This is a genomic window from Hahella ganghwensis DSM 17046 (assembly GCF_000376785.1).
Classification (GTDB): Bacteria; Pseudomonadota; Gammaproteobacteria; order Pseudomonadales; family Oleiphilaceae; genus Hahella; species Hahella ganghwensis.
In genome coordinates this window covers 22400-49135 of sequence record NZ_AQXX01000108.1, presented here as the reverse complement: position 1 = coordinate 49135, position 26736 = coordinate 22400, and the positions used below count along the sequence as shown (strand labels likewise).

The following is a 26736-nucleotide window of genomic DNA, read 5'->3' as shown; positions in this document are numbered from 1 at the left end:
CTGAATGCTGCGACCACAGATCCCTGGTTTGCCGGTTTTCTTGTATTTTTTATCTTCAGCATTCTGATATCTGTTTCAAATACGAAGACTTTGCTCTGTGTACTTCCTGAATTCCTCAGAAAACTAAGGAACTGGTTGCCATTTGCTCGATTAATAAAGGATCCAGACTAACCTAGATAGATAGCGATGTATCCTGTCTGACAGGATCATCCTCTCAGCCTGAAACTAGGGACGACAACCAATAATGTGCAATTACATCGGGAGATAGCCTATGAAACTTGTACCCAGCTTTGTCATGTTGCTTTTTCTGGCCTGGCATTCACCAGTTTTTGCTGATGAGGTAAAACTGGTCACCCTTCAATACCCGCCCTACCAGTTCCAAGAGGGAAGCCAGATTAAAGGAATGGTCGTTGATATCGTCAATGAAGCATTCAAACGCCTGAAAATGGATACCCAGATTCGTCTCAATGCCTGGCCCCGTTCACTGGCCATGGTCAAAGAGGGACAGGCTGATGCCATTTTCACCGCCTATAAGAATCCGGAAAGAGAACAATTCCTGGATTACTCAAAGACCGTGCTAATGCCGCAGGAGGTTGTTCTTTTTGTCGCCAAGGACAGCCCCATCCAGTTTAATGGAGACCTTACTTCACTGGCAGAATACCGAATTGGCATTGTCCGGGATATCAGCTACGGAAGCGCTTTTGATGAGGCACGTAAAAACGGCACATTCAAAAAACTGTCCGAGGCCACTAATCTTGAACAGAGTGTGAAGAAATTCCAGTCCGGCCGGATCGACATTCTGATCAGTAACAAGTACACAGCTCTGGCAATGTTTAAACAGCTGGGGCTGGGAGGCCAGTTCAAGGTTCTGGATCAGGAGGTTCAAAGCGTTCCCAGTTACATTGCCTTTTCCAAAGCCAATAACCTTGCAGACTTACGTGACAGGTTTGATGGTGTATTACAGGAGATGATGTCAGACGGAACTTACGACAGCATCATAAAAACCTACTCAGAATAAGCAGCAGATCCATTAACAGGCTACCCTGCGTGGGCTGAAAACAGCCCCGCAGTTTCTCCGATACGACTCAACTCCCCAATACCTGACGAATAATCACAACGAACCCAATGGTTTCTCTTGGCAGGCCTGCTCTGTTGAGAGCATGCCACAGGATTCCTTTACCCAAAAATACGGGGCTCAACAATGAAAAAACTCAACTTTCGAATAAAAATCCTCATCCTGACGTTGCTACCACTCATTGTCATCAGTAGTTTAATGATCGGATTGGTCGTCCGTCAGATGGACCAACTGGGCGGCCATAATGTTGCCAATTTCTCCGACAAGTTTTATGAACTCCGCCGCAAGGAAATCAAGAACTACACGAATATTGCCGTTACCTCACTCAAACATATCACTACCCCGGAAAACAGAGAAGATAAGGAATCTCAGGAGCAGGTCAGGCAAATTATCCGGGATATGGCCTATGGTAATAACGGTTACTTTTTCGGATATGAAAAATATACGACACAGGCTCATCCCAACATTCAGCTTGAAGGGGCCAACCAGGAGAATATGACAGACCCCAATGGGGTGATGATTATTCAGGAGCTATATAACAAAGCCCGTTTGGGCGGAGGATTCTCCCACTACGTCTGGATGAAGCCGTCCCTGAACCGAGAGGTCGATAAGATTGGCTATGCCCAAAACCTGGACTGGTGGGACTGGTGGATCGGGACAGGACTCTATGTGGACGACATCGAAGATACCATTGCCGAGATTCAAGATTCCGTGGACCAGAGTATTTCCACCTCACTGCAGTTGATTTTGGGTACTTCAGGGTTGGCCATTATTATTGTCGGAATTATTGGCGCCCGCATGACCCTGAACGAAGGCAAACTGGCTGACGAGCAGTTGCAGATGCTGTCCCACAAAGCCATCGAAGCTCAGGAAGAGGAGCGTCGCAAAGTTGCCTATGAGTTGCAGAAGAACATTGCCCAGTCACTTTATACTGTCCGCTCGAAGCTGGTACATACCAGCCAATCCGGAACCGCCAATAATACCGAAGCCGACCAGGAAACAACGGAATCCCTCAGACTGCTGGACAGTACCATTCAGGATCTTTCCCGGATATCAGGAGAACTGCATCCCGTGATACTGGAAGAGAAAGGGCTTGGCGAGGCATTAAAAGCGCTGACTGATGATGCCGGCACAAGAAGTGAAATCCAGTTTTCCTGTAAGGAAACCGGCTCATTAACCCGGTTACGGCAAGATCTTGAAAGCGCGCTTTACCGAATTGCCAAGGAATCCATAGACAACATTATCGAACATTCAAAAGCCACCAAAGCAGAGATTCGCCTGAATCAGAGCAAAAGTAAACTGACTCTCAAGATTCAGGATAATGGTTCAGGATTCGATATGACGGATACGCAACGCAAAACACTGTCGGCCGGCGTGGGCCTTAACGACATGCATGCGCGGGCACAACTGCTGGGTGGGAAATTGTCAGTATTCTCTTCCAAAGGTGCAGGCACCTTAATCAAAGTGGAGGTTCCTGTTTAGGAATCAGCAGCCTACCGGAGCGTACAGGCCAGAGTGGCGACCGTACGGAAAAATGGATCTGTACGGTTAGCCACTGCATATTCCAAATCAGGCAGATTCTTGCTGGGATTCAGCCTGATCAACTCGCCACTCGACAACTCTTTTTCGACCGCCGCCAGAGGCAGAATTCCGATTCCGATACCGTCGACAGCCATATGGATCATCGTCGCAAGTGAACTGAGCCCATTAATTCTGACTGTCGGCATGTTGACTGCATTAAATAATTCCTGGAGCTGAGTGTAAGGCTTTGATTGACGTGGATAGGTGATCAACGGAAATCGGGCCAGGTCATGCAGGTCAAGCTCCGTCCCGGGATCAGTCAACCGTGGGCTTGCCACCCAGGCCAGTGGATAACTGCAAAACGGTTGGAATTCGATATCCGCATCTTCCAGCGCATCCGTCAGAAACGCCAGATCCAGTTCCCCGGTTACCAGCTTGTCACGTAGAATAGTGGACTGATCCACGATCAATTCGATTGAGAGCCCCGGATAATGGCCGTGCAGTGCGTTGAGAAACTTGGCAACCCATAAATGAACCACCGTCTCTGTCGCCCCCAACCTCATGGTCTGGCGACAGCTGTTTCGTTCACCGGCAACATACTGCATTTCTTTCAACAAGGCAGCGATTCTCTCCGCATACGGCAGAAGAGCATATCCCTTGGACGTTAAACGAACCCGTTTATCAGACCGGTCAAACAGTTCGGAACCAACATCTTCCTCAAGCTTGGCAATCCGGGTGGATATCGCAGGCTGTGTAGTGTGCAGTACCTCACTTGCCGCTTTGAAAGTTCCATACTTAACTATCGCTAAAAAGGCATCCAAATTTTTCGTATTCATATGCTTATCTTCTGAAAAATCGTGCTCAATGAAACGCCAGCCCCCCCTTCACATATGGGCTCCGGCGCGTTTGCCTAACGAAAAGATAAGTCCCTTAAAAAAGGCCCTGAACGACAGGGCCAACCAAGACCGAGGGTACGGCATGGAAAATCGTCACCCACCCATTTGATCAGGCAGGGCTGTCACGATCTCGGGGAACACTGTCACAATTAACAGCGCGACCAGCATCAGCAAAAAGAACGGAAGTGCCGACTTGGATATTTGCAGGATATTGCGCCCGGTAAGGTTCTGCAGGACAAACAGATTGAATCCCACTGGCGGCGTAATCTGAGACATTTCCACGACGATCACCAGGAATATCCCAAACCACAGCGGATCAATTCCCGCCTGCTCCACCATCGGCATAATGACGGATGTGGTCAGCACTACCACGGAGATGCCATCCAGAAAACATCCCAGGACGATAAAAAACAGTGTCAGTGCAAACAACAATGCATAAGGCGACAACTCCAGCGTGGAAATCCAGGATGCCAGGGATTTTGGAATACCTGAAAACCCCATGGCGACAGTCAAAAATGCTGCCCCTGCCAGAATAAAAGCAATCATGCAGGAGGTCTTGGTAGCCCCCATCAGCCCTTCGATAAAACTTTTCCGGTTTAATGATCCGGTAAAGTAAGAGAACACCAGAGAGAGCAACACGCCCACTGCCGCCGCATCCGTCGGAGAAGCAATGCCTGAATATACCGAACCAATGACGCCGGAAATAATCAGCACCACAGGAATCAAACGACGGGATCGATTAACTTTTTCCTTGAACGGCAGAACCTCTTCCTTGGCTAGGTTTTCCTTTGGCTGTCGGAGTGACCAGATCATCACATAGCCCATAAACAGGATCACCAGCAGCAACCCTGGCAGAACACCGGCAATGAACAACCGTGCAATGGACTGTTCAGTCGCCACCCCATATACAATTAAAACAATCGAGGGTGGAATCAGAAGGCCCAGCGTGGCAGACCCGGCCAGGGTTCCGATAATCATATTCTGCTGATAGCCGCGGCCGGAAAGTTCCGGAATGGTCATCTTGCCGATGGTCGCGGCTGTAGCAGCAGAAGACCCGGATACTGCCGCAAAAATGCCGCTGCCCAGAATATTCACGTGAAGCAAGCGACCGGGTATCCGCCCCATCCAGGGTGCCAGACCACTGAAAAGGTCTTCAGAAAGTCGCGACCGGAACAGTATCTCCCCCATCCAGATAAACAATGGCAACGCAGCCAAAGCCCAGGAATTACTTGCTCCCCATACGGTGGTCGCCAACACGTCTCCCATAGGCGCGGAAGAAAACATCATCATTCCGGCCATGCCTACCAACATCAAAGACAAAGCCACCCATAGCCCGCCGCCAAGCAATGCCAGCAGCAAAATTAACAAAAAAACGGTGCTGAGAAGTTCCATACCCACTACTCCCCTTCATACATGGTTGTTGGAGCTTCTTTTTCGAGCAGGGCTTCCTCACCCTTGCCGTGATAACTGGGCTTTTCCCCAGATAACACACAAACAATATCGTCGATAAATGATATGGACAGAATGATCAATCCCAGCAGCATGGAAAACTGTGGAATCCACAATGGTACCGAGATAATGCCCGCAGACAGATCTTCATAAATAAAGGAATCCCAGACCAGTCGTCCGGTATAAAAAGCAAAGTAGATCGTCAATACTCCGCCGGTCAGCAGACTGGCGACTTCAAAAACATGACGCCATTTGGGGCTCAGTTGGTGAAGCATCAGGGTCACGCGAATGTGACCTCCTGCACGCATGGTATAGGCAAGTGCCAGGAATGATGATGCGGCCAGGAAAAACCCCGTGAAGTCCGCATAAGATGGTATCGACAGACCGACCGCATCAAAACCGGACAGAATCAACAACCGATCGACTAGGTTCATAAACACCTGAGCAGCGACCAACAAGCAGATCCCCAGAATAAAGACTGCAGCCAGACCTGCGCCACAGGTATATATAACGTCTAATATACGACGCATTATGTACTCCCCCTCAACGAACGAGGTAAACAGCTCTACTGATTACCTCAATTCGGGATCATCAATGTTGAAAGTTTACTTGGCGTTATATTGTTCCAGAATGGCCCGACCTTCCGGTCCGGCTTCAGAAACCCAGTAATCAATCATCTGGCTTCCAAGCATCTGGAATTCTTTCAACATTTCAGAAGTGGGTTCATGTACTGCCATGCCGTTGTCAGCAAGAACTTTGGTTTGTTCCGTGGTTTCCTGGCGGCTCATTTCCCAACCGCGTTTCTCGGCGGCCGCCGCTGCTTGCAGGACCGCTTCCTGTACCGATTTATCCAGTCGACGGAAGGTCCGCTTGTTGACCACGACAACATTTTTTGGCAACCAGGCACGAATATCATAATAATGGTTAACAAAGTCCCAGGCTTTGGAATTCGCACCAGTGGAAGGCGACGTCATCATGGCTTCCACGTGACCGGTCGCAAACGCCTGGGGAATATCAGGTACTTCCACTTGTGTCGGTGCCGCTCCCATTTGGCTGGCAAGCCGCTCAAGGGTGGCATTATAGGCGCGGAATTTCACACCTTTCAGGTCTTCCACACTGCTGACTTCCTTGCGGACATACAACCCTTGCGGGGGCCAGGGTACAGAGTAGAGAATCATCAAGCCCTGCTTGTCCAGCAACTTGGATACCACCTTTTTCTGGGCTTTCCATAGTTTGTCTGCATCTTCATAACTGGTCGCCAGGAATGGCTGCGAATCCACACCGAATACGGGGTTTTCATTGGAAAGAAGAGACAGGAAGAATTCACCGATGGGCACTTGGCCACCACGTACAGCATTCTTGATATCCGCGTGCTTGAACAGGGATCCTGCCGTATGAACTTTGATTTTCAACTCGCCTTTGGTGCTTTCCTCTACATCCTTGGCAAACTGGATAATATTCTGGGTATGGAATGTTTTATCAGGGTAAGGGGTGGGCATATCCCACTCGTCCGCCTGGGCTGTCCCCACAGCGAATACAGTGAAAATAACGCCGGCAATTTTAAGGAATAATTTATTCTTCATCGTTACGCCTCTTTGGAAGATTTCTGGTGTATGACCTCTACAACATGCTGTTTATTTTTATTGAGTGTAGTTAGCGTCCGTCCAGAAACAGGCATCAAAGGCTGTTTCTTATTTTTACGCAGGAATCGTTTTTTCAACCACTCCAAAACAACACAACAAAATTAATATCATTTTATTGACAATTTGTCGATAATTTATTTCTAATGTATTTACACATTCATGATGAAGCTTGGCTAGCGATTAAAAATCGTTAGCGAGGCAACTTCAACGCAGGTCGTTTTACAGCAGCCTGCTAGAGCTCATGATTCTACGAACACATGATGTAACCCAGTAACAGCATTCGGAGTCACGCAATGAACAACAATAATTCTGGTCGCTGGCAGTTTTGGATCGATCGTGGTGGCACATTTACAGATTTGGTCGCACAACGCCCGGACGGTTCCACCACCACCCATAAACTTCTGTCAGAAAATCCTGAACGCTATCAAGATGCCGCCGTACAAGGCATTCGCGAATTACTGGGTGTAAAAAACGGTGATCCGATACCCGCAGAGAAAATTGATTCCGTGAAAATGGGGACCACCGTTGCCACCAATGCCCTCCTTGAACGTAAAGGGGACCGCACACTACTATTGATTACCAAAGGTTTTGCCGATGCTCTCCGTATCGGTTACCAGACGCGCCCTAATCTATTTGCCAGAAATATCGTCTTACCGGAACTTCTGTATGAACAAGTGGCTGAAGTTGATGAAAGAATACTCGCCGACGATACCGTTCAGGAGAAGCTCGATCCGGAGTCCGCTCGTAAAGCTCTGACTGCTGCTTACGAAAACGGAATACGTAGCGTCGCCATTGTATTCATGCATGGTTATCGCTACCCGGAGCATGAACTCGCAGTTGCAGAACTGGCCAGAGTCATCGGATTTACGCAGGTCTCCGTTTCCCATCAGGTCAGCCCGCTGATGAAATTGGTCGGCAGAGGGGATACTACTGTAGTGGATGCCTACTTATCACCAATTCTGCGCCGATATGTAGATCAGGTGGCTGGAGATCTTGGCGATGCCCGCCTGATGTTTATGCAATCTAATGGCGGCCTGACCGAAGCCCATAAGTTTCAGGGCAAAGATGCCATTTTATCTGGTCCGGCCGGCGGTGTTGTCGGTATGGTAAGGTCCGCAGCCATGGCGGGTTTCCACAAGTTGATTGGCTTCGATATGGGTGGCACCTCCACTGATGTCTCTCATTACGATGGGGAATTCGAACGTAGCTTTGAAACCGTTGTTGCCGGCGTCCGGATGAGAGCGCCAATGCTCAGTATCCATACGGTGGCAGCCGGTGGGGGGTCGGTCCTGCAATATGACGGTAGCCGTCTACGTGTCGGCCCGGATTCAGCCGGCGCCAATCCCGGTCCCGCCAGCTACCGACGTGGTGGTCCGTTGGCCGTCACCGACTGCAATGTCATGCTGGGCAAAATACAGCCCGAATATTTTCCGAATGTTTTCGGCCCTGACGGAGACCAGCCGCTGGACCGAGACGCGGTGGCCAGCCGCTTCAACGCTATGGCCGCTGAAGTGGGCACCAGCCCAGAGGAACTGGCAGAAGGCTTTCTCAGAATTGCCGTCGAAAACATGGCCAATGCAGTGAAAAAGATCTCTGTTCAGAGAGGCTATGATGTTACCGAATACACCTTGTGCTGCTTTGGTGGTGCCGGAGGTCAACACGCCTGCCTGGTCGCCGATGCCCTGGGAATGGAGCGGGTATTTATTCACCCCTACGCAGGTGTACTGTCCGCCTATGGTATGGGTCTGGCAGAAATCAGGGCTATGCGGGAGCAATCCATCGAATTACAACTGAATGAAGATAACCTTCGCATTGTAGAAGACGTCTGGTCAAAACTGGCGGCAGAGTCACAACAGGAACTTCTCGACCAGGATCTGAAAGTTTCTCAGATTAAAGTCATATCAAAAGCTCTGCTTCGTTATGAAGGCACTGACACTGCGTTACCTGTGGTATCGGCAGACGCTGACACTATGCGTCAGGACTTCGAACAACAGCACCGTCAGCAGTTCGGCTTTACCGTCAGCGAGCGTTCACTAATTGTCGAAGCAGTATCTGTCGAGGCTATTGCCGATACAGGTGTCGCGGATGACCCGATTCTGTCCGGTAAGACTTCTCAGGATGAAGCGGAGGTGCTGGCAAAAGTCCAGATGTACAGCCAGGGCGCCTATCGGGAAACGCCGCTGTATAACCGTGACACCTTGAAACCGGAAGACCGCATCAGCGGACCGGCGATCCTGATCGACCGCAACAGCACCACTATCGTGGAACCCGGCTGGCAGGCAGAGATCAATAACCGTGGACATCTGGTACTGGAGCGAGTGGTTCCACAGCAGAACCAGCATGCCATTGGCACCGAAGCCGACCCCATCATGCTGGAAATATTCAATAATCTTTACATGTCGATTGCTGAGCAGATGGGAGGGGTACTTGCCAACACCGCCCATTCCGTCAATATCAAGGAACGTTTCGACTTCTCCTGTGCTGTCTTCGACAGTGAAGGCAATCTGGTCGCCAACGCACCTCACATGCCGGTTCACCTGGGCTCCATGAGTGACAGTATTCGCGCAGTAATCCGCAAATGGCAGGGAGATATGCAGCAGGGGGATGTCTTCGTCCTGAATGCACCCTATAACGGCGGTACTCACCTGCCTGATGTCACTGTGGTCACCCCGGTTTTCAATGACAAAGGCGACAAAGTGATGTTCTACGTCGGCTCCAGGGGACACCATGCGGATATCGGCGGCATCACGCCTGGCTCCATGCCTCCCCACAGTTCGACAGTGGATCAGGAAGGCGTTCTGCTGGATAACCTCAGACTGGTTCAGGCCGGCAGGTTGCTGGAATCTGACATGCGGAAAATTCTGGGTGAAGGAGACTACCCAGCCAGAAACATCAACCAGAATATTGCCGATCTCCGGGCCCAGATTGCCGCCAACGAAAAAGGCGTTCAGGAGCTGCAGCGGATGGTCGAGCATTTCGGCCTTGATGTGGTGCAATCCTACATGGGGCATGTTCAGGATAACGCAGAGGAATCCGTACGCCGGGTAATACACCAGTTGACCTCGGGAACCTTCGAATACCCTATGGATCAGGGCGGTGTCATTCGTGTTTCCATCCATGTGGACAAGGACACCCGTTCAGCCACCCTGGATTTCACCGGCACATCCGAGCAGCAGGCGAATAATTTCAATGCGCCTCTCTCCATCTGCCGGGCTGCCGCACTCTATGTCTTCCGTACTCTGGTAGACGATGATATTCCCATGAACGAAGGCTGCCTGAAGCCCTTGAATGTTATTGTGCCAGAAGGCTGCATGTTGAATCCCACCTACCCTTCAGCGGTAGTGGCCGGAAATGTGGAAACCTCACAGGCCATTGTAGACACGCTTTATGGGGCATTGGGCACCATGGGAGCCTCGCAGGGCACCATGAATAACTTCACCTTCGGCGATGAGATCAATCAGTACTACGAAACCATTTGTGGTGGTTCCGGCGCAGGTCCTGAGTTCGACGGTACTGACGCGGTTCATACCCACATGACTAATTCACGTTTGACGGACCCAGAGGTTCTCGAGTGGCGTTATCCCGTATCGGTGGACGACTTCAGAATTCGTCGAGGCAGTGGTGGAAATGGAAAACATCAGGGTGGAGACGGAGTCATCCGTAAGATTCGTTTTCTTGCGCCGATGTCTGCCGCTATTGTTTCGGGACATCGTCTGGTAGCGCCTTATGGTATGGCAGGAGGTGAACCGGGGCAACTGGGTCACAACCGGGTTATCCGCAGTACCGGAGAAATCCAGGAGCTGAAAGCCGCCGATCAGGTTGAGATGAATGCCGGCGATGTATTCATGATCGAAACCCCAGGAGGTGGCGGCTACGGCGAAGCTTGATCCGCTCACTTTTGTCATGACTCCTTCCCCGAAGACTGGGAGGGAGTCATGATGGCTGGTATCCTATTATTATCCTACTAGTGTGTTGACGTTTCATCGGATACTTAGACGAAGCCTCAACACCATGACCCCACATATACTTAGATAAACGAGACCAGCAAAGCCTATGTCTAAAAAAAACGCGAGTGACGCGCCTTCTGCTCTGGACCTTCCTCCAATTGTTTCCTCCTACCACCTGGCATCAAGCGAAGGCTGGCAACTCAGCGAACTGGAATACGGCCTGTTTATCGCCTTCAATGCATTCAGCCGCTGGATGACACGCTGTATGTCGGCTTCAGGCATAGAGGACCTGGGGCCACTGGACATTATGGTGTTGCACAACGTCAACCATCGCGACCGCCCCAAACGCATTGCCGACATCTGTTTTATGCTGAATATCGAAGACCAGCACACAGTAAACTATTCACTGAAGAAGCTGGTCAAAGGCGGACTGGTGGAAAGTGAGAAACGCGGCAAGGAAGTATTCTACAGCACCACAAAGGCAGGGTACGAAGCTTGTGACGACTATCGCAAAGTCCGGGAACAATGTCTGCTGTCCTCATTAAAGGTCATTGATACGGATACTGACGACTTACGAGTCGCCGCCACGATTCTGAGAAGTGTCTCAGGTCTCTACGATCAGGCAGCCAGAGCGGCAGCGTCGCTTTAAATCAGTGTTATTGGGGACGTTGTCCCCAACCATCCAGATATCCCGTAACACCTTCCCACTTACCGGCCTTTAAAAATCAGCAGATGATTTTTCACAGAGGCTCTGCCATATTCTTTAAACAACTGTTTCCAAGAGCTCTCCTTCAATCAGGGAATTTCACGGATGCTGGAACACGATCCCACACTCGCCATTAATGTCGCTTCGTTCTGTGTTCTGCTGTTTGTTTTGGCAGGAATCCGTCACTTCTCACGCCATAGCATATTACCGTCAGAATCCTGGATTCTGCTGGCGGGACTGCTCTACGGAATGGTGGTTTATCACTTTGATACACTTCCCGCGTTGCACCTTACCCCAGAACTGGTCTTCGCACTTTTACTCCCCATATTGATCTTTTCCAGTGCCCGAACGCTCTCCCCCACCGAAGTAGAACAACATGGCCTCCACGTAGGGTTTCTTGCGACATTCGGGGTTGCCATTACCATTTTTATGATTGGGATGCCCCTGCACTGGCTGATGGATATTCCCTTGATTCATGCAATGCTGCTGGCGGCATCGGTCGCCGCAACAGATCCCTCTGCGGTGAATTCCATATTTCAACGTTTTCGCATGCCCGAAGAGCTGACCGCGTTACTGGAAGGGGAAAGCCTGTTCAATGACGGCACTGCCATCGTGGCGTTTTTAAGCATCGCCGTCGTGGCACTGAGCGCTGGCGAACTTCATGCAGGCGAGCTGACACTCCAATTATTATGGACTCTCGGCGCGGCAGTTCCACTAGGCATGGTTTTGGGCTGGATGGCTTCAAAACTGATTTTAGTATGGTATGAAAGAAACCACTTTGCGGAGCTTTCACTCTCATTGGTCCTGGCATTCGGTAGTTTTCTGCTGGCCGAAAACCTACTGCATATCTCCGGCGTGGTGACCACGATGTTTGCTGCCTGGGCGTATATCAGGGTTCGGGGTAAACCCACAAAGAAAGAGTCTTTTTCAGCCTACTGGAATTATTTAAACGAGCTTGCGGGCAGTGTGCTGTTCTTTATTCTGGGAGTGACCGCTGGACTGCATCAGTTCCCGCTTTCCTGGGCCATTCCGGGGGTGATTGTCATATTACTCGTCTCGAGAGCGTCATTAATTTACGGTAGTGGACTGCTGTTTCGGGTTGTCGGTCAACCACTCCCCACCCGCTGGCAGCATATCCTGACCCTTGGAGGGCTGCGTGGAGCCGTCTCCTGTGCATTAGTACTAATGATCCCTGTCAACTACCCGTACAGAGAGGATATGCTGTGCCTTGTTCTCGTACTATGCCTGTTCACGTTGGTCATCAACCCAGCCGTTTTACAGATTTATCTTCGGAAAAATCATCTGTAATCGTCCAGACAGTCTCAATCTCAATGACGGGCATATCGATTCTGAACAATTAATCCCGCAATGATCAACACTAAACCAGCCAGCGTCGTCATGTAGATATGCTCGCCCAGAATAAAATGAATCAACACCAATGAAATAAAGGGCGAGATAAAAATCAGGTTACCGATACGGCTGGCATGATTCGTTGATTTCATTGCCAACAGCCAGAAGACAAAGGTAATTCCCATCTCGAACGTTCCGACATAGACTGCACTGAGCAGAGGTTTAACTTCTGTCTGAAGCGGCCAGGCCAGAATAAGTGTCAGTGGCAATGCCATTAGAAAGTTCTGAAACAAGCCGCTAACGGGATCCCTTTTATCAAGAGAGTTCGCAATCCAGTACCCGGCCCAAAGCAAAGTGCTCAGAATTGCCAGGCCCAGCCCGATCAGAGACAAAGGCAACTGATCCGAAGATCCCCCCATGGAGATGGTCACAACGCCAGAATAACCCAGTGCCATGGCAATAAAGTCTGCTTTCGAGATTCGGTGTCCAAGAAAAATCACGGCCATGAAAGCCAGCACAATGGCCCATGTATAGTTCACCGGCTGCGCCACCTGTGCTGGAAGCCGGTCGTAAGCGGCAAAGAGCACAAAATAATATGCCAGAGGATTGATCAGCCCCATCCCCAGCGCCCTCAGCCAGTTTGTTTTGAGATCCTTGAGCGTCTCTAACAGTCTTCGCTGGAACAATAATACCGCCCCCATCACAAGGACAGAGGTAAGCGTCGCCCAAAACAGGAGTTCAGGTACATCCATTTGTGCCAGAGCGATCTTGAACGCCACCGCTACCGTCGACCAGCACAAAACTGCTGCCAGACCAAATACTAACGCCTTGCGCTCATTGGCCGGAGCAGAGGGAAAATCATGTGAAGTTTGAGTGTCATTTTGCATCGGCGAATTGGGCCAGAGTTGGCATACTGATGCAAGAGGGAATTTCGTTTCAGACGCAATTCCCCACAGCCCCTGAGAGACGTCGTTTCCGGGTCAACTGCCACTTTATAAACTACGCTTACTGTTAACCGGATAACCAGGTAATCAGACATTATAATAATAATCCGATCACGAGCCTGAGGGGGGACCACGACATGACGTTCGGCATAAAGACAGCCCGGCAGATTGCTGGACTCTTGCTATTGTTCACACCTCTATCAACTTCGGCATTGGAATTAGGGGCCTGTGAGACTGAACGTAATAAAATTGTGTTTGTCCTCAAATCGGTATTCCAGCCCTATTTGAAAGACAATTCTCAGCTTCCCTATTTGCGCCAGGACATTATTGATTTGTCCAACAGCCTGAATGGCTGGGTAGAAGATATCGATGCCTGTTATCGCACGGTATTTCGGCAGTACGGAGCACCTGTAGACCACCATCAACTCAACAACGGCCTGGATTGGTCTGCCCAACTGGTCGTCTTTAATGGTGTGATACAGAAAGCCAGTCAGCATTTGCAACAGGAATCAGAAAATGAAGACTTCTGGCCGCAGCTCAACAAAGCATTGAACGACTACCTTCCCGATGTGTTTATTCCGGGTTTCAGAATCTGATCTCTCACCAAGGTCGGCTTTCCGCCTATCTTTTATTCCGGCTATCCAGGTTCATGACGCACTATGGTAATCTGAAGACGGTTGAATTTAGGATGGCTGTATTTAGGATACCTGTCTGGATGAATTTTCTTGCCCACTTACACTTGGCTGACCACAGTGACACTCACGCTCTGGGCAACCTGCTGGGTGATTTTATAAAAGGGCGGGATATGAGTCACTTCCCCAAACATATTGCCGTCGGCATCCTTTTACACAGAAAGATTGACCACTTTACCGACACCCATTCTGTCAACGCCAGGATTAGAACGCTGTTTCCGACAGAATACCGGCGTTATTCAGGTATCTGTCTCGATCTGTTCTGGGATTACTTTCTGTCCCGGCACTGGCAACGGTTTCATCCTGAAGACAGACAAGACTGGATTGCCCGCCAATACGTGATTTTGCAACGACAGATATCGGACGCCCCGGATTATTCCTCCCGAATGGAACAAGTCCTTCCCCGCATGATCCGGTATGACTGGCTGTCAGCCTATGCTGATTCAGAGAATATCTGCCAGGCGCTTGACCGAATCGGGCAGCGTCTCAAAAAACCCATCCCCCTTGGCGATACCGCCGCACTACTACACCAGCACGACAACACGCTGGAACAGGCGTTTCTGGAGATGTACCCAGATGTCATGGACTTTGCCGAGAAGGCCGCTCAACAATTATGCGACTATTTAAACGACAGAGCTTCCCAGAATGAATCTCTATAGATCTACCGGCAGGATATGGGTCTCCTTCACCTCTTCCATGACGATATAACTCTTGGAATTCCGCACCCCGGGAATACGCAACAGCATTTCTCCGAGTAACTCACGGTACTGGGACATATCACTGATCCTGGCTTTAATCAGGTAGTCCGTATCCCCCGACACAAGGTGGCATTCCAATATATAGGGAAACCCGGCGATCGCTTCACTGAAGCGGGCAAAGGCATCAGGAGACTGGTAGGAAAGGGAAATTTCCACAAAGACCAGCATGTTGTAGTCCAGGGCTGCCGGGTTGATACGGGCGTGATACCCCTGAATGACACCTTCTTTCTCCAGGCGCTTGACCCTCTCCATACAAGGCGTCGTGGACAACCCCACTCTATCGGCCAGGTCGGTATAGGAAATTCGCCCTTCCTTTTGCAGAATCCGGATGATGTTGCTATCTATTCGATCAAATTCGCGTCTTTTTTTTATTGGCTTCATTGAAAAGACCTCCTATGCCAGCCCCAAATTAGTGCATCATATAAAACACTTCATAACTTAGGATTATTTTCTGCATTTTTAAAAAAATCCAGATTTTATTTTGAAATATTTCAAAATTCGTAAAAATATATGGCGTATTCACTCGTATAATCATCACATATTTTTTCAACATCAACACAGCCAAGCGACACCCATTGCGGGAGGAGGGGCAGACCATGAAAGTGATGATTTTAGGTTCGGGCGTTATTGGAGTGACCAGTGCCTGGTATCTGGCCAAAGCCGGTCATGAAGTGACAGTTGTCGATCGCCAGCCTGAAGCCGCATTGGAAACCAGCTTCGCCAATGCCGGTCAGGTCTCCCCGGGATACTCAGCTCCCTGGGCTGCTCCCGGTGTTCCACTGAAAGCCATCAAGTGGATGATGCAGGATCTCGCTCCGTTGCGTCTCAGCCCTACAACTGATCCCAGTATGTATTCCTGGCTGTTCAAAATGCTGATGAACTGCAATGAAAAGTCCTACCGCACTAACAAAGCCCGTATGTTGCGCGTGGCTGAATACAGCCGGGATTGTTTGAAAAATCTCCGCGATGAGCTGTCTCTGGACTACGACCAGCGTACTCAAGGCACATTGCAATTGTTCCGGACTCAAAAGCAGGTGGATGCTTCCCTTTCCGATATCGCCATACTTGAAGAATGCGGCGTGACTTATGAAGCTCTCGATCGCGACGGCTGTATGAAGGTTGAGCCAGGACTGCGCCACGTTCCTTCCAAGTTTGTCGGAGGGCTGCGCCTGCCAGGAGATGAAACCGGTGACTGTTTCAAGTTCACCCAGGCACTGGCAAAAGCCTGTGAGGAAGCCGGCGTTGTCTTCCAATACGACACTGAGATAGATGGTCTGCTGACCACTGGTGATCGCATTGACGGTGTCCGTACCTCAGAAGGACTCCTGACGGCAGACAGATATCTGGTAGCAATGGGCAGCTATAGCTCTTTGCTGCTGAAAACGATCGGTATCAATGCACCGATCTACCCGGTTAAAGGTTATTCCATCACCATTCCGCTCGTGGATGAGGACAAAGCGCCTCAATCCACGGTGATGGATGAAACCTTTAAGATCGCCATTACCCGTTTGAATGACCGCATCCGTGTCGGCGGAACCGCCGAAATCTGCGGCTATAACCTGAAGATGCCGGCAGACCGTCAGCGCAACGTCAATCATTCGGTCAGCGATCTATTCCCTGGCGCAGGAGACCTGAGCCAGGCCTCTTTCTGGACGGGTCTTCGCCCCATGACGCCGGATGGTACTCCTATCCTGGGCGGCAGCAAGTTCCGCAATCTGTTCATCAACAGTGGTCACGGAACTCTGGGCTGGACCATGTCTACCGGCTCGGCCAAATATATTGCGGATGTCATCAGCGGGCACAAACCGGAAATCAGTTCAGAAGGACTGGGTATTGATCGCTATGGCAGCGCTCGGGCACCACGCCTGAAAGCCCAGTACGCAGGTTAGGAAAACCTGTTTCTATCATTTCAGCTCCTGATGCCGACAGGGAAGCCGGCATTGAGAAAAACAAAACCTGTAGGAATCACAATGCAAAAATCCATTATCCATACTGACAAAGCCCCCGCAGCAATTGGTACTTACTCTCAGGCAGTAAAAGCCGGTAATACTGTTTACATTTCCGGCCAGATTCCTCTGGACCCAGCTTCCATGGAACTCGTGAATGATTCCTTCGAAGCCCAGGCTACACGGGTATTCGATAACATGGGCGCCATTATCGAAGCCGCAGGTGGTTCATTTGCCGACGTGGTTAAACTGACCATTCTGCTTTCAGACATGGAACATTTCCCTTTGGTCAACGAAGTCATGGCTCGCTATTTCAATGAGCCATACCCTGCCCGCGCCGCCTACGCCGTTAAACAATTGCCGAAGAATGTTGATATTGAAGTTGAAGCCATTATGGTTTTAGCTGACTGATATCTGTTTTTCATCAGTGGCATAGCGTCGTTTCATCCCGCATAATCTTCAGGGTTGCTGTCGTTATTACAGATGGCGGCATCCCTGATAAACCTGAAGAGTGCTGTTTATGAGTCGTAAGGCAAGAGCCGTGATTGACCTTGACGCCATCCGGCATAACTACCGGCTGGCCAAATCCATGGCCCCAAAGGAGAAAGCCCTGGCAGTCGTCAAGGCAGATGCCTATGGCCACGGTGCGCCAGTAGTCGCCAAAGCGCTTTATCAGGATGCTGACGCCTATGCCGTTGCCTGCGTGGAAGAAGCGGTTGTCCTGAGAAACAACGGTATTGATAAACCCATTCTGCTGCTTGAAGGTTTTTTTGACGGCGAGGATTATCAGGCAGTTCAGGATCAGGAGTTGTGGACGGCCATTCACGATATGAGCCAGATTGAGACTTTGCGGAACTGGCAGAACCCACGCACCACAAAAGCCTGGCTGAAGATAGATTCCGGCATGCACCGGCTGGGAATTCCCCCGGAATTGGCCAGAGCAGCTTACGACCAGCTATCAGCCATGCCCCACATAGATGAAGTGATCATGATGACTCACTTTGCCTGCGCAGACGAACTCGATAACCCGGCCACCCTGGATCAGATCCATTGCTTCAATAAAGCCATAGAAGGTCTCACGGTTGCCAGAAGCATGGCAAACTCAGCAGGAACTCTGGGATGGACAGAAGCGCTGGCAGAATGGCAAAGACCAGGTCTGATGCTTTACGGAGCGTCCCCCTTTGTCGGATCGCATCCATTTGGGGATAAACTGCGGAAGGCCATGAGCCTGAAATCTGAAATTATCGCGATCCGGGATATCCCCCCAGGCGACATGGTTGGCTATGGCGGCACCTGGATGGCAGAACAATCCACCGTGGTCGGAACTGTGGCCATGGGATATGGTGACGGCTTCCATCGTCAGGCGATTTCCGGCACCCCCGTTATGGTCAATGGTCAACGTACCCGGATTATCGGCAGAGTCTCCATGGATATGATTACGGTCGATCTGACAGACCTGGACGGCGTCTCAATAGGTTCTGAAGTAGAATTCTGGGGACCGGAACTCACGCTGGATGAGGTGTCCCCCTGGTATGATTCCGTCCCTTACACTCTGACGACCTGTCTGACGCCGAGAGTACATCGCGAGTATCTCAACCTCTGAGCTTTATTTGAATCTTCAACGAGCTCTCAGTTAATACGACGTTTTTAAAGACGGTTCCAACTGGCTGACAAATACACTGGCAGCTTCGGTGTATGTGTATTGGGACACATGCTGAAGGATCTTATTTTGATCCCAGTCTTTTTTCACAATCTCTCTCATTGCCAGAATCAAGGCGGTGTTATTCCCTGTGGACACCAGAACCCCGGAATCCTCTGTGATAACCTCACGCATAAAGCCCTTATCTATTGATATCACCGGCCTGGCATAACTCATGGCAAGGACAGCAGCCCCTGAGGTTAAAATGTCAGTGTAGGGCAGGCAAATGGCATCACTTGCCCCCAGATAAAACGGCATTTCTTCATTGGGAATAAACCTGGCGTCAATTCGGATATTACTGTGGCCTTCTGTCATCCCGGAAATTTTCTTGGCATAAGCAGCATCACTGAACTTACCAGCCAGCAGTAGAATGCCATCTGAATCTAACGCCAAAAAGGCCTCAATCAACCCCTCAAGGTTCTTGTAGGGCTTCAGATGACCGATTAACAGATAGACAGGCTTATCTTCCGGAAGGCCCAGTGTTTTCCTGGCCACATTCTTTTCCACCAACTCCCCATATGCGCCTACCCAATGCCCATGAGGAATTGTGTGGCATTTCGGAGCACATTTTGGAAAACGGGTTAGTAATACAGATTTGGCCATCGCTCCGTGAACGAAAATTTTCGATGCCAACGCAATAATCAGATGCCGTCCCAGCACGTCAATCCACCTGATTCGACATCGCTCATGGGGAAACAGATTATGCGCTGTCCACCAGACTCTGGCTCCTTTCAGACGAATGATCAGCATTAACACCGAAAACTTGATAAAACTGACCAGTATACTCAAGTAGCTGCCACTGCCTTTGTAGGCAAAAGACGGCCAGTGAATATGGACAATATCGTTTCCCTTCACATCGTTATAGATCCATGAACTGGACCAAACGGCGGGTAGTACGTCCACCCCCGCATCTTCTACGGCCTGGTAAAACGAACATGTGTAGGCACTGTCATAGGGTAAGGCCCAAACTCTCATCTAATCTTCGCCATCATTGTATGAATATCTGCAAATACAACTGCTAACGTTTGCATTCTGAACTCCAGTTAAAAAACATCAGAAAAACGCTTATCACTTTGCCCGACTCATATTCAGCGTTCGAACTTTGTAGATAACACTATAGATGACATTGTTTTTTCTATCCCATCTATCTCTCCAATTTTGTCGATTACTTCATCAAGTTGCTGGGTACTTTCAGCCCGAATAAGGGCGATGAGATCGTACTGGCCATTCACCGTATACAACGATTGCACCTGATCGATACGTGAGAGACTGTTGGTCACCTGCTTGCTGAGTTTGGGATTGATCTCGATCATCACCTGCGCAGTTACCAGTCTGCTGGCGTATTCTTCATTCAGTTTCAGGGTATAGCCACGAATAATTCCTGCGGCCTCAAGTTTATTGATGCGCTCGTGAACGGCCGTTCTCGACAGATTCAGTTTTCGCGCCAGAACTGCGGTTGATTCACGGGCATTCGCCCGCAACAAGTTTAATAGCTGAAGGTTTTTATCATCCATTGGTGCTTAATTCTCATACAAAACCGACGATACGACTGCCATTATAGTCATTTCGTCAATTAATACCCGTAAAACAGTCAGTTTGACACTTACGATCCGACAACGAGGCTACTTACACTAGGGTTTGTTGACGTGTCATATAACCCTATAACCGTTATAAAAATTCAATTTAATTGGGAGTGAGCACTATGAAATCGATCGCTGTTGTCGGAGCAGGAAAAATTGGATTGATGATCGCGGACATGCTCTCCAGCACTGGAGACTATGCGGTAACCATCATCGATCAGTACGAGGAGTCGCTGGCAAGAGTCAAGCTACAGGTGTCAGCAGTTGAGACCAGACATGCAGACGCCTCTGACCAGTCTCAAATGGAAGAAATCCTGAAAGACAAATTTGCGGTGATCAATTGCTGTCCTTTCAATATCGGCAAGACAATTGCCAGAGCAGCCGTTGCACAAGGCGCACATTACTTCGATCTGACAGAAGACGTAGCCAGCACCAGAATTATCAAAGACCTGGCAAAAGATGCCAAAACAGCACTGGTCCCTCAGTGTGGTCTGGCACCCGGTTTTATCTCTATTGTGGCTTACGACCTGGCGAAAAAATTCGACACCCTGCATAACGTTCACATGCGTGTCGGCGCCCTGCCCCGTTATCCTTCCAATGCACTGAAATACAACCTTACCTGGAGCACCGACGGCCTGATCAACGAATACCTTAATCCTTGTGAGGCGATTGTTAACGGCAAACTGCGCGAAGTTCCTCCCCTGGAAGAGCTGGAAACCTTCTCTCTGGACGGCGACGATTACGAAGCCTTCAACACTTCCGGTGGACTGGGCACTTTGTGCGAAACTCTGGAAGGCAAGGTCAAGAACCTGAACTACAGAACCGTTCGTTACCCTGGTCACCGTGATCTTATGAAAATGCTGATCAACGATCTGGGTCTGGGTGATCGTCCTGAGCTCCTGAAAGACATCATGGAAGCATCTGTCCCTGTCACCATGCAGGATGTGGTTCTGGTATTCGTCAATGTCAGCGGCACCAAAAACGGCATGTTCGTACAAGAAACCTTTGCCCGTAAAGTTTACAGCCGTGAAATCAACAACACTCTGCGCAGTGCCATCCAGATCACCACTTCCAGCGGGATCTGTGCAGCTCTGGACCTGATGGTGGAAGGCAAGCTGCCACAACAAGGATTTGTGCGTCAGGAAGATATCTGTTTTGATGATTTTGTTGCCAACAGATTCGGACGTAACTTCATGGACAACCAGAATACTGTCGGTAGCCACAATCCGGTTGAGTCTGAGCCGGCTGTAAAGAAGATTGCCTGATTTCCTGGGATACGCCTGCGGCTAACGACTTTGAAGACAGTGAATAGTCTGTTGTTGGCCGCTTAGTAGGATGATGACTCCCAAGGAGGAGCGAACGATGAACATACAACAAATTTTTTCAGCACTGGAACTTGATGCCGCTCAGTTGAACGACGGCAGCTACAAGGTTCAGTCTCCTATCGATGGTGCGACCATCGCCAGCCTGAAGCTGGATAACGCTGACAGCGTTGAAAAGAAAATCCAACAAAGCAAAGACGCCTTTAAAACCTGGCGTCGGGTGCCGGCTCCCAAACGTGGCGAGCTGATGCGTATTTATGGTGAGATTCTGCGCGAGCACAAAAGCACCCTGGGTGCACTGATTACGCTTGAATGCGGAAAAATTGTCGCCGAAGGTGAAGGCGAAGTGCAGGAAATGATCGATATCTGCGATTTTGCCGTCGGTCTGTCCCGCCAACTTTATGGTAAAACCATTGCCTCTGAGCGTCCGGACCACGCCCTGCGTGAGACCTGGCATCCTCTGGGACCTGTTGGCGTCATTTCCGCTTTTAACTTCCCAATGGCGGTATGGTCCTGGAACACAGCACTGGCGATTGTCTGTGGAAACCCAGTGATCTGGAAACCTTCCGAAAAATCGCCTCTGTGCGCCATTGCCTGTCAGCACCTGTTCGAAAAAGCCCTGGCCAGGTTTGGTGAAGCGCCAGCGCATCTGTCACAAATCGTGATTGGTGAGCGTGACGTAGGCGAGCAACTGGTCAATGACAAACGAGTTCCGCTGATCAGTGCCACCGGCAGCTGTGCCATGGGACGTATTGTCGGCGAGAAAGTTGCGGCACGCTTTGGCAAGTCAATTCTGGAACTCGGCGGCAACAACGCCATTATTGTCAGCGAATCAGCTGACCTGGATCTGGCGACCCGCGCCATCGTCTTCGGAGCCGTAGGAACTGCAGGGCAACGCTGTACGACTACCCGTCGTGTGTTCGCCCATGAAAGCATTCAGGAAGAGCTGCTTAACCGCCTGAAGAAAGCCTACAGCCAATTGCCAATCGGTAATCCGCAGGATCAGGGAACCCTGGTCGGTCCACTGATTGATTCCCGCTCATTCGAGCAGATGGAACATGCCCTGCAGAAAGCCAAAGATAGCGGCTGCAGTGTATTCGGTGGTGGCAGAGCGCTGGAAGGCGACTTTCCTCATGCCTACTACGTTCATCCAGCCATCGTTGAAGGTGGTTCTGCCATGCAGAACAACCCTGAAGAGACCTTTGCGCCAATCCTGTACTTCTTCACCTATAACGATCTGGAAGATGCCATCGAGCGTCAAAACGACGTACCTCAGGGTCTTTCTTCCGCCATCTTCTCCAATGATGTACGTGAAGCAGAACTGTTCCTGTCCGCTGTCGGCAGTGACTGCGGCATCGCCAACGTCAATGTCGGCACCAGCGGTGCAGAAATCGGTGGTGCTTTCGGTGGCGAAAAAGAAACCGGTGGCGGACGTGAATCCGGCTCTGATGCCTGGAAAGGCTATATGCGCAGAGCAACCGCTACTGTGAACTATTCCACCGAGCTACCCCTGGCTCAGGGAATTAAATTCGACCTGTAATCACAATTCTGGTAATCCTTTCATTCCATCACTTCGGGTGGGCCACTGGCCCACCCTTTCTTTTCATATGGTGTACTGATATGCATGCTGAAGAAGTATCTGGCAATAGCACAAATCAATTATTGGAAAGCACACTGGGTCAATTGTTAAGTTCTGTCAGAACCGCTGATCAAGTGGAAGAATTACTGACTTCCGTCGCTCACAACCCGGCACTTCTGAATTCGAGTGAGGAAGGCCAAATTCCCCGGAGCATGATTGCTCATGCGATGAATCTGTTACTCCTGCAGGACCTGCTGCAGAGAGTTCCCGAGGGGCAGACCTATGTCCGTGAGAAAATCATCGCTGGTGGAAAGGTGGTGTTTGATCATGGCGCTTTGCGTACCGTGCGCTGGGAAAATCAGGCCCTGCCATCTGGCTACAAAGCCTTTTCCCGCCTTCTGGAGCCCCTGGGATTCGAGCTTGCAGGCGAATACCCTCTAAATAAGCTCAACATGTGTGGTTTCGTTTACTGTCATCAGGACTTCCCTGAGAGTATCGCCCAATTCTTTGTCAGCGAACTCTATCCAGAAGAATTCTCGGAGCCATTCCAGGCAGCAGTAGACAGAACGGTATCTACTTCGGTTGATCCGCTGACACCCGGTCACTTGGCCCTTCTACACAAACTCTCGGTAAATGGCTGGCTGAGCCTTGGGGAGGCCGCAGAGCTTCTACCGGCCATTGTAGCCTGCTTCGACCGTCAGCATGCCGAACCTTACCGGGATGATTACCTGACGCTACTCAAAGAGTCTGCAGAAATGGCCTGGATTTCCACAGAGGGTAATGCATTCAATCATGGTACTGATCGCGTGGATGATCTGAAAAAACTGGATGCAGAACAAAGGACTCTGGGGCGGCCAATGAAGCCCGAAATCGAAGTGGCACAGAATGCCAATATTCTCCAAACCGCTTATCGCGCCACCATGGTCAAACGTCAGTTCAAAACGGCTGAAGGTTTAGAGACTTTTGAGGTTCCCGGCTCATTTTTTGAGTTCATCCAGCGAAACCACCTGGACTCCAAACCCGAGGAGTCAAAGATGGATCTACGCTTTGACAGCCGCAACGCTCAGGGTATTTTTAAAATGACCCGCAAACACTGATATAAACGGCTGATAAAAACAGTGGGTGGAGCACTATTTCATGACACTCGCATTCTGCGTGCTATGTCTCTCTCAAGACACAAAGTCGCTGATAGAAAAAAGCCCAAGTACCTCTCAAAAAAAACATAAAGATTTGTAAAATTGAGAAGTCCCGTTCGTGCAGATCGGGGCTTCTTTTGCGTCAGAAATTTCCCTTCTGATTCAAATTAGGGCTTTAGGTTCCCTTTTGTTACACCACTTCAAAGACTTGCATCTCTTTGGTGCAACAGGGGAATTTTCCCCTCATTTTTTTCAATAACGCCCATCCTGCCCGGAATCCAACCCTCACAATGCTACTTTGCGTAACGGAATGAAATATAAAAAATTTTAATGGTGACGATGGAAATAATATCTGTCCAAGTGGCAAGACATGATCTATTCTAAAACTAAGCGGAATGGTTCGTGCAAATGCATCCGCGAGGCGATTCTAATACCTGCTGATGACCAATTTGTGAAACATTAAGGAAACATGATGATTTAAACGCACTACCGGACAGCAGCCGGTTTAGCTCAGCGCCTGCAGAACCATCGAGTTAATAGCAGAGGGGGCCTCTATGAGTATCTTCAGTCAATTCACTAACCGATATGAAGCCAGGAAGGAGGAAGAGTATACTCTCGAAGAATACTTGAACATCTGTAAGCAGGACTCAACAGCTTACGCATCCGCCGCTGAACGTATGTTGCTGGCCATCGGGGAGCCTGAACTGATCGATACCAGCCGGGATTCCAGACTCAGCCGTATATTTTCCAACAAAGTCATCAAACGCTACCCCGAATTTGAAGAATTCTACGGTATGGAGGAATGTGTCGAACAAATCGTCTCATTCTTCAAGCATGCCGCACAGGGACTGGAAGAAAAGAAACAGATCCTATATTTACTTGGCCCGGTCGGCGGCGGTAAATCCTCTCTCGCCGAAAAACTGAAATACCTCTTTGAAAAACAACCTTTTTACGCCATTAAAGACTCCCCGGTTTTCGAATCCCCTTTGGGTCTGTTTGACCCTGTAGAAGATGGCAAAATCCTGGAAGAAGAGTACGGCATCCCTAACCGATATCTGCGCTTCATCATGTCACCCTGGGCCGTCAAGCGGTTGCATGAGTACAACGGTGACATCAGCAAGTTCAAAGTAGTAAAACTGTACCCATCTATATTAAATCAGACAGCCATCTCCAAAACCGAGCCAGGTGATGAGAACAACCAGGATATCTCTGCGCTGGTAGGTAAAGTGAATATCCGGATGCTGGAAGACTTTCCTCAGCATGACCCCGATGCCTATAGCTTTGCAGGTGGCTTGTGTAAAGCCAATCAGGGCCTGCTTGAGTTTGTGGAGATGTTCAAAGCCCCCATTAAAGTACTGCACCCACTGCTGACCGCAACTCAGGAAGGTAACTACAACACTACCGAAGGTATGGGCGCGGTTCCCTTTGAGGGTATCGTGTTGGCGCACTCTAACGAATCCGAGTGGCAGACTTTCAGAAACAACAAGAACAATGAGGCATTCCTTGACCGGATCTATATTGTGAAAGTGCCTTATTGCCTGCGCGTTTCCGAGGAAGTAAAAATTTATGAAAAACTGTTGCGTAACAGTTCCCTGGCAGGGTCTCCATGTGCACCTGACACGCTGAACATGCTGGCTCAGTTCAGCTGCCTGTCCCGACTGAAAGAACCTGAAAACTCCAGTGTTTACTCGAAAATGAAGGTTTATGACGGCCAGAACATCAAGGATACAGACCCCAAAGCCAAATCTATCCAGGAATACAAGGATTCCGCCGGCGTGGATGAGGGAATGGAGGGGATGTCCACCCGTTTTGCCTTCAAGATTCTTTCCAAGGTCTTTAATTTCGATACCACAGAGGTAGCGGCCAACCCGGTTCACCTTCTATATGTCCTGGAAAAACAGATCGAACAGGAGCAATTCCCTCAGGAAGTTCACGACCGCTATCTGAGGTTCATCAAAGAATCACTGGCACCACAGTATGTCGAGTTCATCGGTAAAGAAATCCAGACAGCCTATCTGGAATCCTACTCCGAGTATGGCCAAAACATATTTGACCGTTATGTCACTTATGCTGATTTCTGGATACAGGATCAGGAATACCGTGATCCGGAAACCGGGGAAATTTTCGACCGTGGCGCTATCAACGATGAATTGGAGAAAATTGAAAAACCAGCGGGTATCAGTAACCCCAAAGACTTCCGCAATGAAGTGGTGAACTTTGTGTTAAGAGCCCGGGCCAACAACCAGGGCAAAAACCCATCATGGTTGAGCTACGAAAAACTGCGGACCGTCATAGAGAAGAAAATGTTCTCTAATACGGAAGACCTGCTGCCGGTTATCTCGTTTAACCCAAAAGCCTCCCAGGAAGACCAGAAGAAACATCAGGAGTTCGTGCGCCGTATGATCGAGCGCGGTTACACGGAAAAACAAGTGCGGCTGTTGTGCGAATGGTATTTACGGGTTCGAAAATCGCAGTAACGCATTAAATTCTCCT

Annotated in this window: 22 protein-coding genes; 14 read left to right on the top strand and 8 right to left on the bottom strand. The window is 49.7% G+C overall.

From position 1 onward, the window contains the following. Positions 1-271: 271 nt before the first annotated feature. Both F566_RS0111755 and F566_RS0111750 read left to right on the top strand, forming a co-directional pair. A complete protein-coding gene (locus F566_RS0111755; protein ID WP_020407187.1) occupies positions 272-1018 on the top strand; it encodes a substrate-binding periplasmic protein in 747 nt (248 codons plus the stop codon). Positions 1019-1201: 183 nt separating this feature from the next. Beyond that, entirely contained in the window at positions 1202-2557 is a 1356-nt protein-coding gene (locus tag F566_RS0111750; protein ID WP_020407186.1) for a cache domain-containing protein, read from the top strand. 11 nt (positions 2558-2568) lie between these two features. On the opposite strand, the gene F566_RS32650 is transcribed toward F566_RS0111750, so the two are convergent. From F566_RS32650 to F566_RS0111730, 4 genes are all read right to left on the bottom strand, one after another. After that, the gene (locus F566_RS32650) at positions 2569-3432 is read right to left on the bottom strand and encodes a LysR family transcriptional regulator (protein WP_020407185.1); all 864 of its coding nucleotides are present in this window, start codon (positions 3430-3432) and stop codon (positions 2569-2571) included. 153 nt (positions 3433-3585) lie between these two features. Further along, a complete protein-coding gene (locus F566_RS0111740) occupies positions 3586-4884 on the bottom strand; it encodes a TRAP transporter large permease (RefSeq protein WP_020407184.1) in 1299 nt (432 codons plus the stop codon). 5 nt (positions 4885-4889) lie between these two features. Next, positions 4890-5471 carry a TRAP transporter small permease gene (locus F566_RS32645; RefSeq protein WP_020407183.1) on the bottom strand — a complete coding sequence of 194 codons (582 nt, stop codon included), beginning with the start codon at positions 5469-5471 and terminating at the stop codon, positions 4890-4892. A 75-nt stretch (positions 5472-5546) separates the two neighbouring features. After that, the gene (locus tag F566_RS0111730; RefSeq protein ID WP_020407182.1) at positions 5547-6524 is read right to left on the bottom strand and encodes a TRAP transporter substrate-binding protein; all 978 of its coding nucleotides are present in this window, start codon (positions 6522-6524) and stop codon (positions 5547-5549) included. Between the two features lie 353 nt (positions 6525-6877). On the opposite strand from F566_RS0111730, the gene F566_RS0111725 reads away from it, so the two are divergent. The 3 genes from F566_RS0111725 (at position 6878) to F566_RS0111715 (ending at position 12545) form a co-directional block, all read left to right on the top strand. Then, positions 6878-10471 carry a hydantoinase B/oxoprolinase family protein gene (locus F566_RS0111725; protein WP_020407181.1) on the top strand — a complete coding sequence of 1198 codons (3594 nt, stop codon included), beginning with the start codon at positions 6878-6880 and terminating at the stop codon, positions 10469-10471. A 166-nt stretch (positions 10472-10637) separates the two neighbouring features. After that, entirely contained in the window at positions 10638-11180 is a 543-nt protein-coding gene (locus tag F566_RS0111720) for a winged helix DNA-binding protein (protein WP_020407180.1), read from the top strand. Between the two features lie 162 nt (positions 11181-11342). Further along, entirely contained in the window at positions 11343-12545 is a 1203-nt protein-coding gene (locus F566_RS0111715) for a cation:proton antiporter (protein WP_020407179.1), read from the top strand. Positions 12546-12565: 20 nt separating this feature from the next. Here F566_RS0111715 and F566_RS0111710 read toward each other — a convergent pair whose 3' ends face one another. Then, the gene (locus F566_RS0111710) at positions 12566-13474 is read right to left on the bottom strand and encodes a DMT family transporter (protein WP_020407178.1); all 909 of its coding nucleotides are present in this window, start codon (positions 13472-13474) and stop codon (positions 12566-12568) included. Positions 13475-13668: 194 nt separating this feature from the next. On the opposite strand from F566_RS0111710, the gene F566_RS0111705 reads away from it, so the two are divergent. Both F566_RS0111705 and F566_RS32640 read left to right on the top strand, forming a co-directional pair. Beyond that, positions 13669-14127 (top strand): hypothetical protein, encoded by a 459-nt coding sequence (locus F566_RS0111705; protein ID WP_020407177.1) that lies wholly within the window; start codon positions 13669-13671, stop codon positions 14125-14127. A gap of 119 nt (positions 14128-14246) precedes the next feature. Next, the gene (locus F566_RS32640) at positions 14247-14882 is read left to right on the top strand and encodes an acyl carrier protein phosphodiesterase (protein ID WP_020407176.1); all 636 of its coding nucleotides are present in this window, start codon (positions 14247-14249) and stop codon (positions 14880-14882) included. Here the strand turns inward: F566_RS32640 and F566_RS0111695 are convergent. Continuing rightward, complete coding sequence (locus F566_RS0111695) at positions 14877-15362, bottom strand: Lrp/AsnC ligand binding domain-containing protein (protein WP_020407175.1); 486 nt, start codon at positions 15360-15362, stop codon at positions 14877-14879. The genes F566_RS32640 and F566_RS0111695 overlap by 6 nt on opposite strands. 194 nt (positions 15363-15556) lie before the next feature. Here F566_RS0111695 and F566_RS0111685 point away from each other — a divergent pair, with 194 nt between their 5' ends. From F566_RS0111685 to alr, 3 genes are all read left to right on the top strand, one after another. Beyond that, complete coding sequence (locus F566_RS0111685; RefSeq protein ID WP_342662544.1) at positions 15557-16870, top strand: D-amino acid dehydrogenase; 1314 nt, start codon at positions 15557-15559, stop codon at positions 16868-16870. Between the two features lie 81 nt (positions 16871-16951). Next, positions 16952-17338, top strand: coding sequence for a RidA family protein (locus F566_RS0111680; RefSeq protein WP_020407172.1), 387 nt, complete (start codon positions 16952-16954; stop codon positions 17336-17338). A gap of 109 nt (positions 17339-17447) precedes the next feature. Continuing rightward, positions 17448-18530, top strand: a complete 1083-nt coding sequence (gene alr, locus F566_RS0111675) for an alanine racemase (protein WP_020407171.1) — start codon at positions 17448-17450, stop codon at positions 18528-18530. 30 nt (positions 18531-18560) lie between these two features. Here alr and F566_RS0111670 read toward each other — a convergent pair whose 3' ends face one another. Both F566_RS0111670 and F566_RS0111665 read right to left on the bottom strand, forming a co-directional pair. After that, on the bottom strand, positions 18561-19601 hold the full coding sequence (locus tag F566_RS0111670; RefSeq protein WP_020407170.1) for a glycosyltransferase: 1041 nt from the start codon (positions 19599-19601) through the stop codon (positions 18561-18563). Positions 19602-19714: 113 nt separating this feature from the next. After that, the gene (locus F566_RS0111665; RefSeq protein ID WP_020407169.1) at positions 19715-20140 is read right to left on the bottom strand and encodes an Lrp/AsnC family transcriptional regulator; all 426 of its coding nucleotides are present in this window, start codon (positions 20138-20140) and stop codon (positions 19715-19717) included. A gap of 188 nt (positions 20141-20328) precedes the next feature. Here F566_RS0111665 and F566_RS0111660 point away from each other — a divergent pair, with 188 nt between their 5' ends. The 4 genes from F566_RS0111660 (at position 20329) to F566_RS0111645 (ending at position 26720) form a co-directional block, all read left to right on the top strand. After that, positions 20329-21471: a saccharopine dehydrogenase family protein gene (locus tag F566_RS0111660; RefSeq protein WP_020407168.1), complete on the top strand. Its 1143-nt coding sequence runs from the start codon at positions 20329-20331 to the stop codon at positions 21469-21471. 97 nt (positions 21472-21568) lie between these two features. Then, positions 21569-23068 (top strand): L-piperidine-6-carboxylate dehydrogenase, encoded by a 1500-nt coding sequence (gene amaB, locus F566_RS0111655; RefSeq protein WP_020407167.1) that lies wholly within the window; start codon positions 21569-21571, stop codon positions 23066-23068. Between the two features lie 80 nt (positions 23069-23148). Beyond that, a complete protein-coding gene (locus tag F566_RS0111650; RefSeq protein WP_020407166.1) occupies positions 23149-24204 on the top strand; it encodes a 2-oxoadipate dioxygenase/decarboxylase family protein in 1056 nt (351 codons plus the stop codon). A 593-nt stretch (positions 24205-24797) separates the two neighbouring features. Then, a complete protein-coding gene (locus F566_RS0111645) occupies positions 24798-26720 on the top strand; it encodes a PrkA family serine protein kinase (RefSeq protein WP_020407165.1) in 1923 nt (640 codons plus the stop codon). The last annotated feature ends 16 nt before the right edge of the window (positions 26721-26736 follow it).

Coding starts and splice junctions, on each gene's coding strand:
- F566_RS0111750 (WP_020407186.1), top strand. CDS start 1,202: ATGAAAAAACTCAACTTTCGAATAAAAATCCTCATCCTGACGTTGCTA.
- F566_RS0111665 (WP_020407169.1), bottom strand. CDS start 20,140: ATGGATGATAAAAACCTTCAGCTATTAAACTTGTTGCGGGCGAATGCC.
- alr (WP_020407171.1), top strand. CDS start 17,448: ATGAGTCGTAAGGCAAGAGCCGTGATTGACCTTGACGCCATCCGGCAT.
- F566_RS0111695 (WP_020407175.1), bottom strand. CDS start 15,362: ATGAAGCCAATAAAAAAAAGACGCGAATTTGATCGAATAGATAGCAAC.
- F566_RS0111660 (WP_020407168.1), top strand. CDS start 20,329: ATGAAATCGATCGCTGTTGTCGGAGCAGGAAAAATTGGATTGATGATC.
- F566_RS0111720 (WP_020407180.1), top strand. CDS start 10,638: ATGTCTAAAAAAAACGCGAGTGACGCGCCTTCTGCTCTGGACCTTCCT.
- F566_RS0111645 (WP_020407165.1), top strand. CDS start 24,798: ATGAGTATCTTCAGTCAATTCACTAACCGATATGAAGCCAGGAAGGAG.
- F566_RS32645 (WP_020407183.1), bottom strand. CDS start 5,471: ATGCGTCGTATATTAGACGTTATATATACCTGTGGCGCAGGTCTGGCT.
- F566_RS0111730 (WP_020407182.1), bottom strand. CDS start 6,524: ATGAAGAATAAATTATTCCTTAAAATTGCCGGCGTTATTTTCACTGTA.
- F566_RS32650 (WP_020407185.1), bottom strand. CDS start 3,432: ATGAATACGAAAAATTTGGATGCCTTTTTAGCGATAGTTAAGTATGGA.
- F566_RS0111650 (WP_020407166.1), top strand. CDS start 23,149: ATGCATGCTGAAGAAGTATCTGGCAATAGCACAAATCAATTATTGGAA.
- F566_RS0111680 (WP_020407172.1), top strand. CDS start 16,952: ATGCAAAAATCCATTATCCATACTGACAAAGCCCCCGCAGCAATTGGT.
- amaB (WP_020407167.1), top strand. CDS start 21,569: ATGAACATACAACAAATTTTTTCAGCACTGGAACTTGATGCCGCTCAG.
- F566_RS0111725 (WP_020407181.1), top strand. CDS start 6,878: ATGAACAACAATAATTCTGGTCGCTGGCAGTTTTGGATCGATCGTGGT.
- F566_RS0111710 (WP_020407178.1), bottom strand. CDS start 13,474: ATGCAAAATGACACTCAAACTTCACATGATTTTCCCTCTGCTCCGGCC.
- F566_RS0111715 (WP_020407179.1), top strand. CDS start 11,343: ATGCTGGAACACGATCCCACACTCGCCATTAATGTCGCTTCGTTCTGT.
- F566_RS0111740 (WP_020407184.1), bottom strand. CDS start 4,884: ATGGAACTTCTCAGCACCGTTTTTTTGTTAATTTTGCTGCTGGCATTG.
- F566_RS0111705 (WP_020407177.1), top strand. CDS start 13,669: ATGACGTTCGGCATAAAGACAGCCCGGCAGATTGCTGGACTCTTGCTA.
- F566_RS32640 (WP_020407176.1), top strand. CDS start 14,247: ATGAATTTTCTTGCCCACTTACACTTGGCTGACCACAGTGACACTCAC.
- F566_RS0111670 (WP_020407170.1), bottom strand. CDS start 19,601: ATGAGAGTTTGGGCCTTACCCTATGACAGTGCCTACACATGTTCGTTT.
- F566_RS0111755 (WP_020407187.1), top strand. CDS start 272: ATGAAACTTGTACCCAGCTTTGTCATGTTGCTTTTTCTGGCCTGGCAT.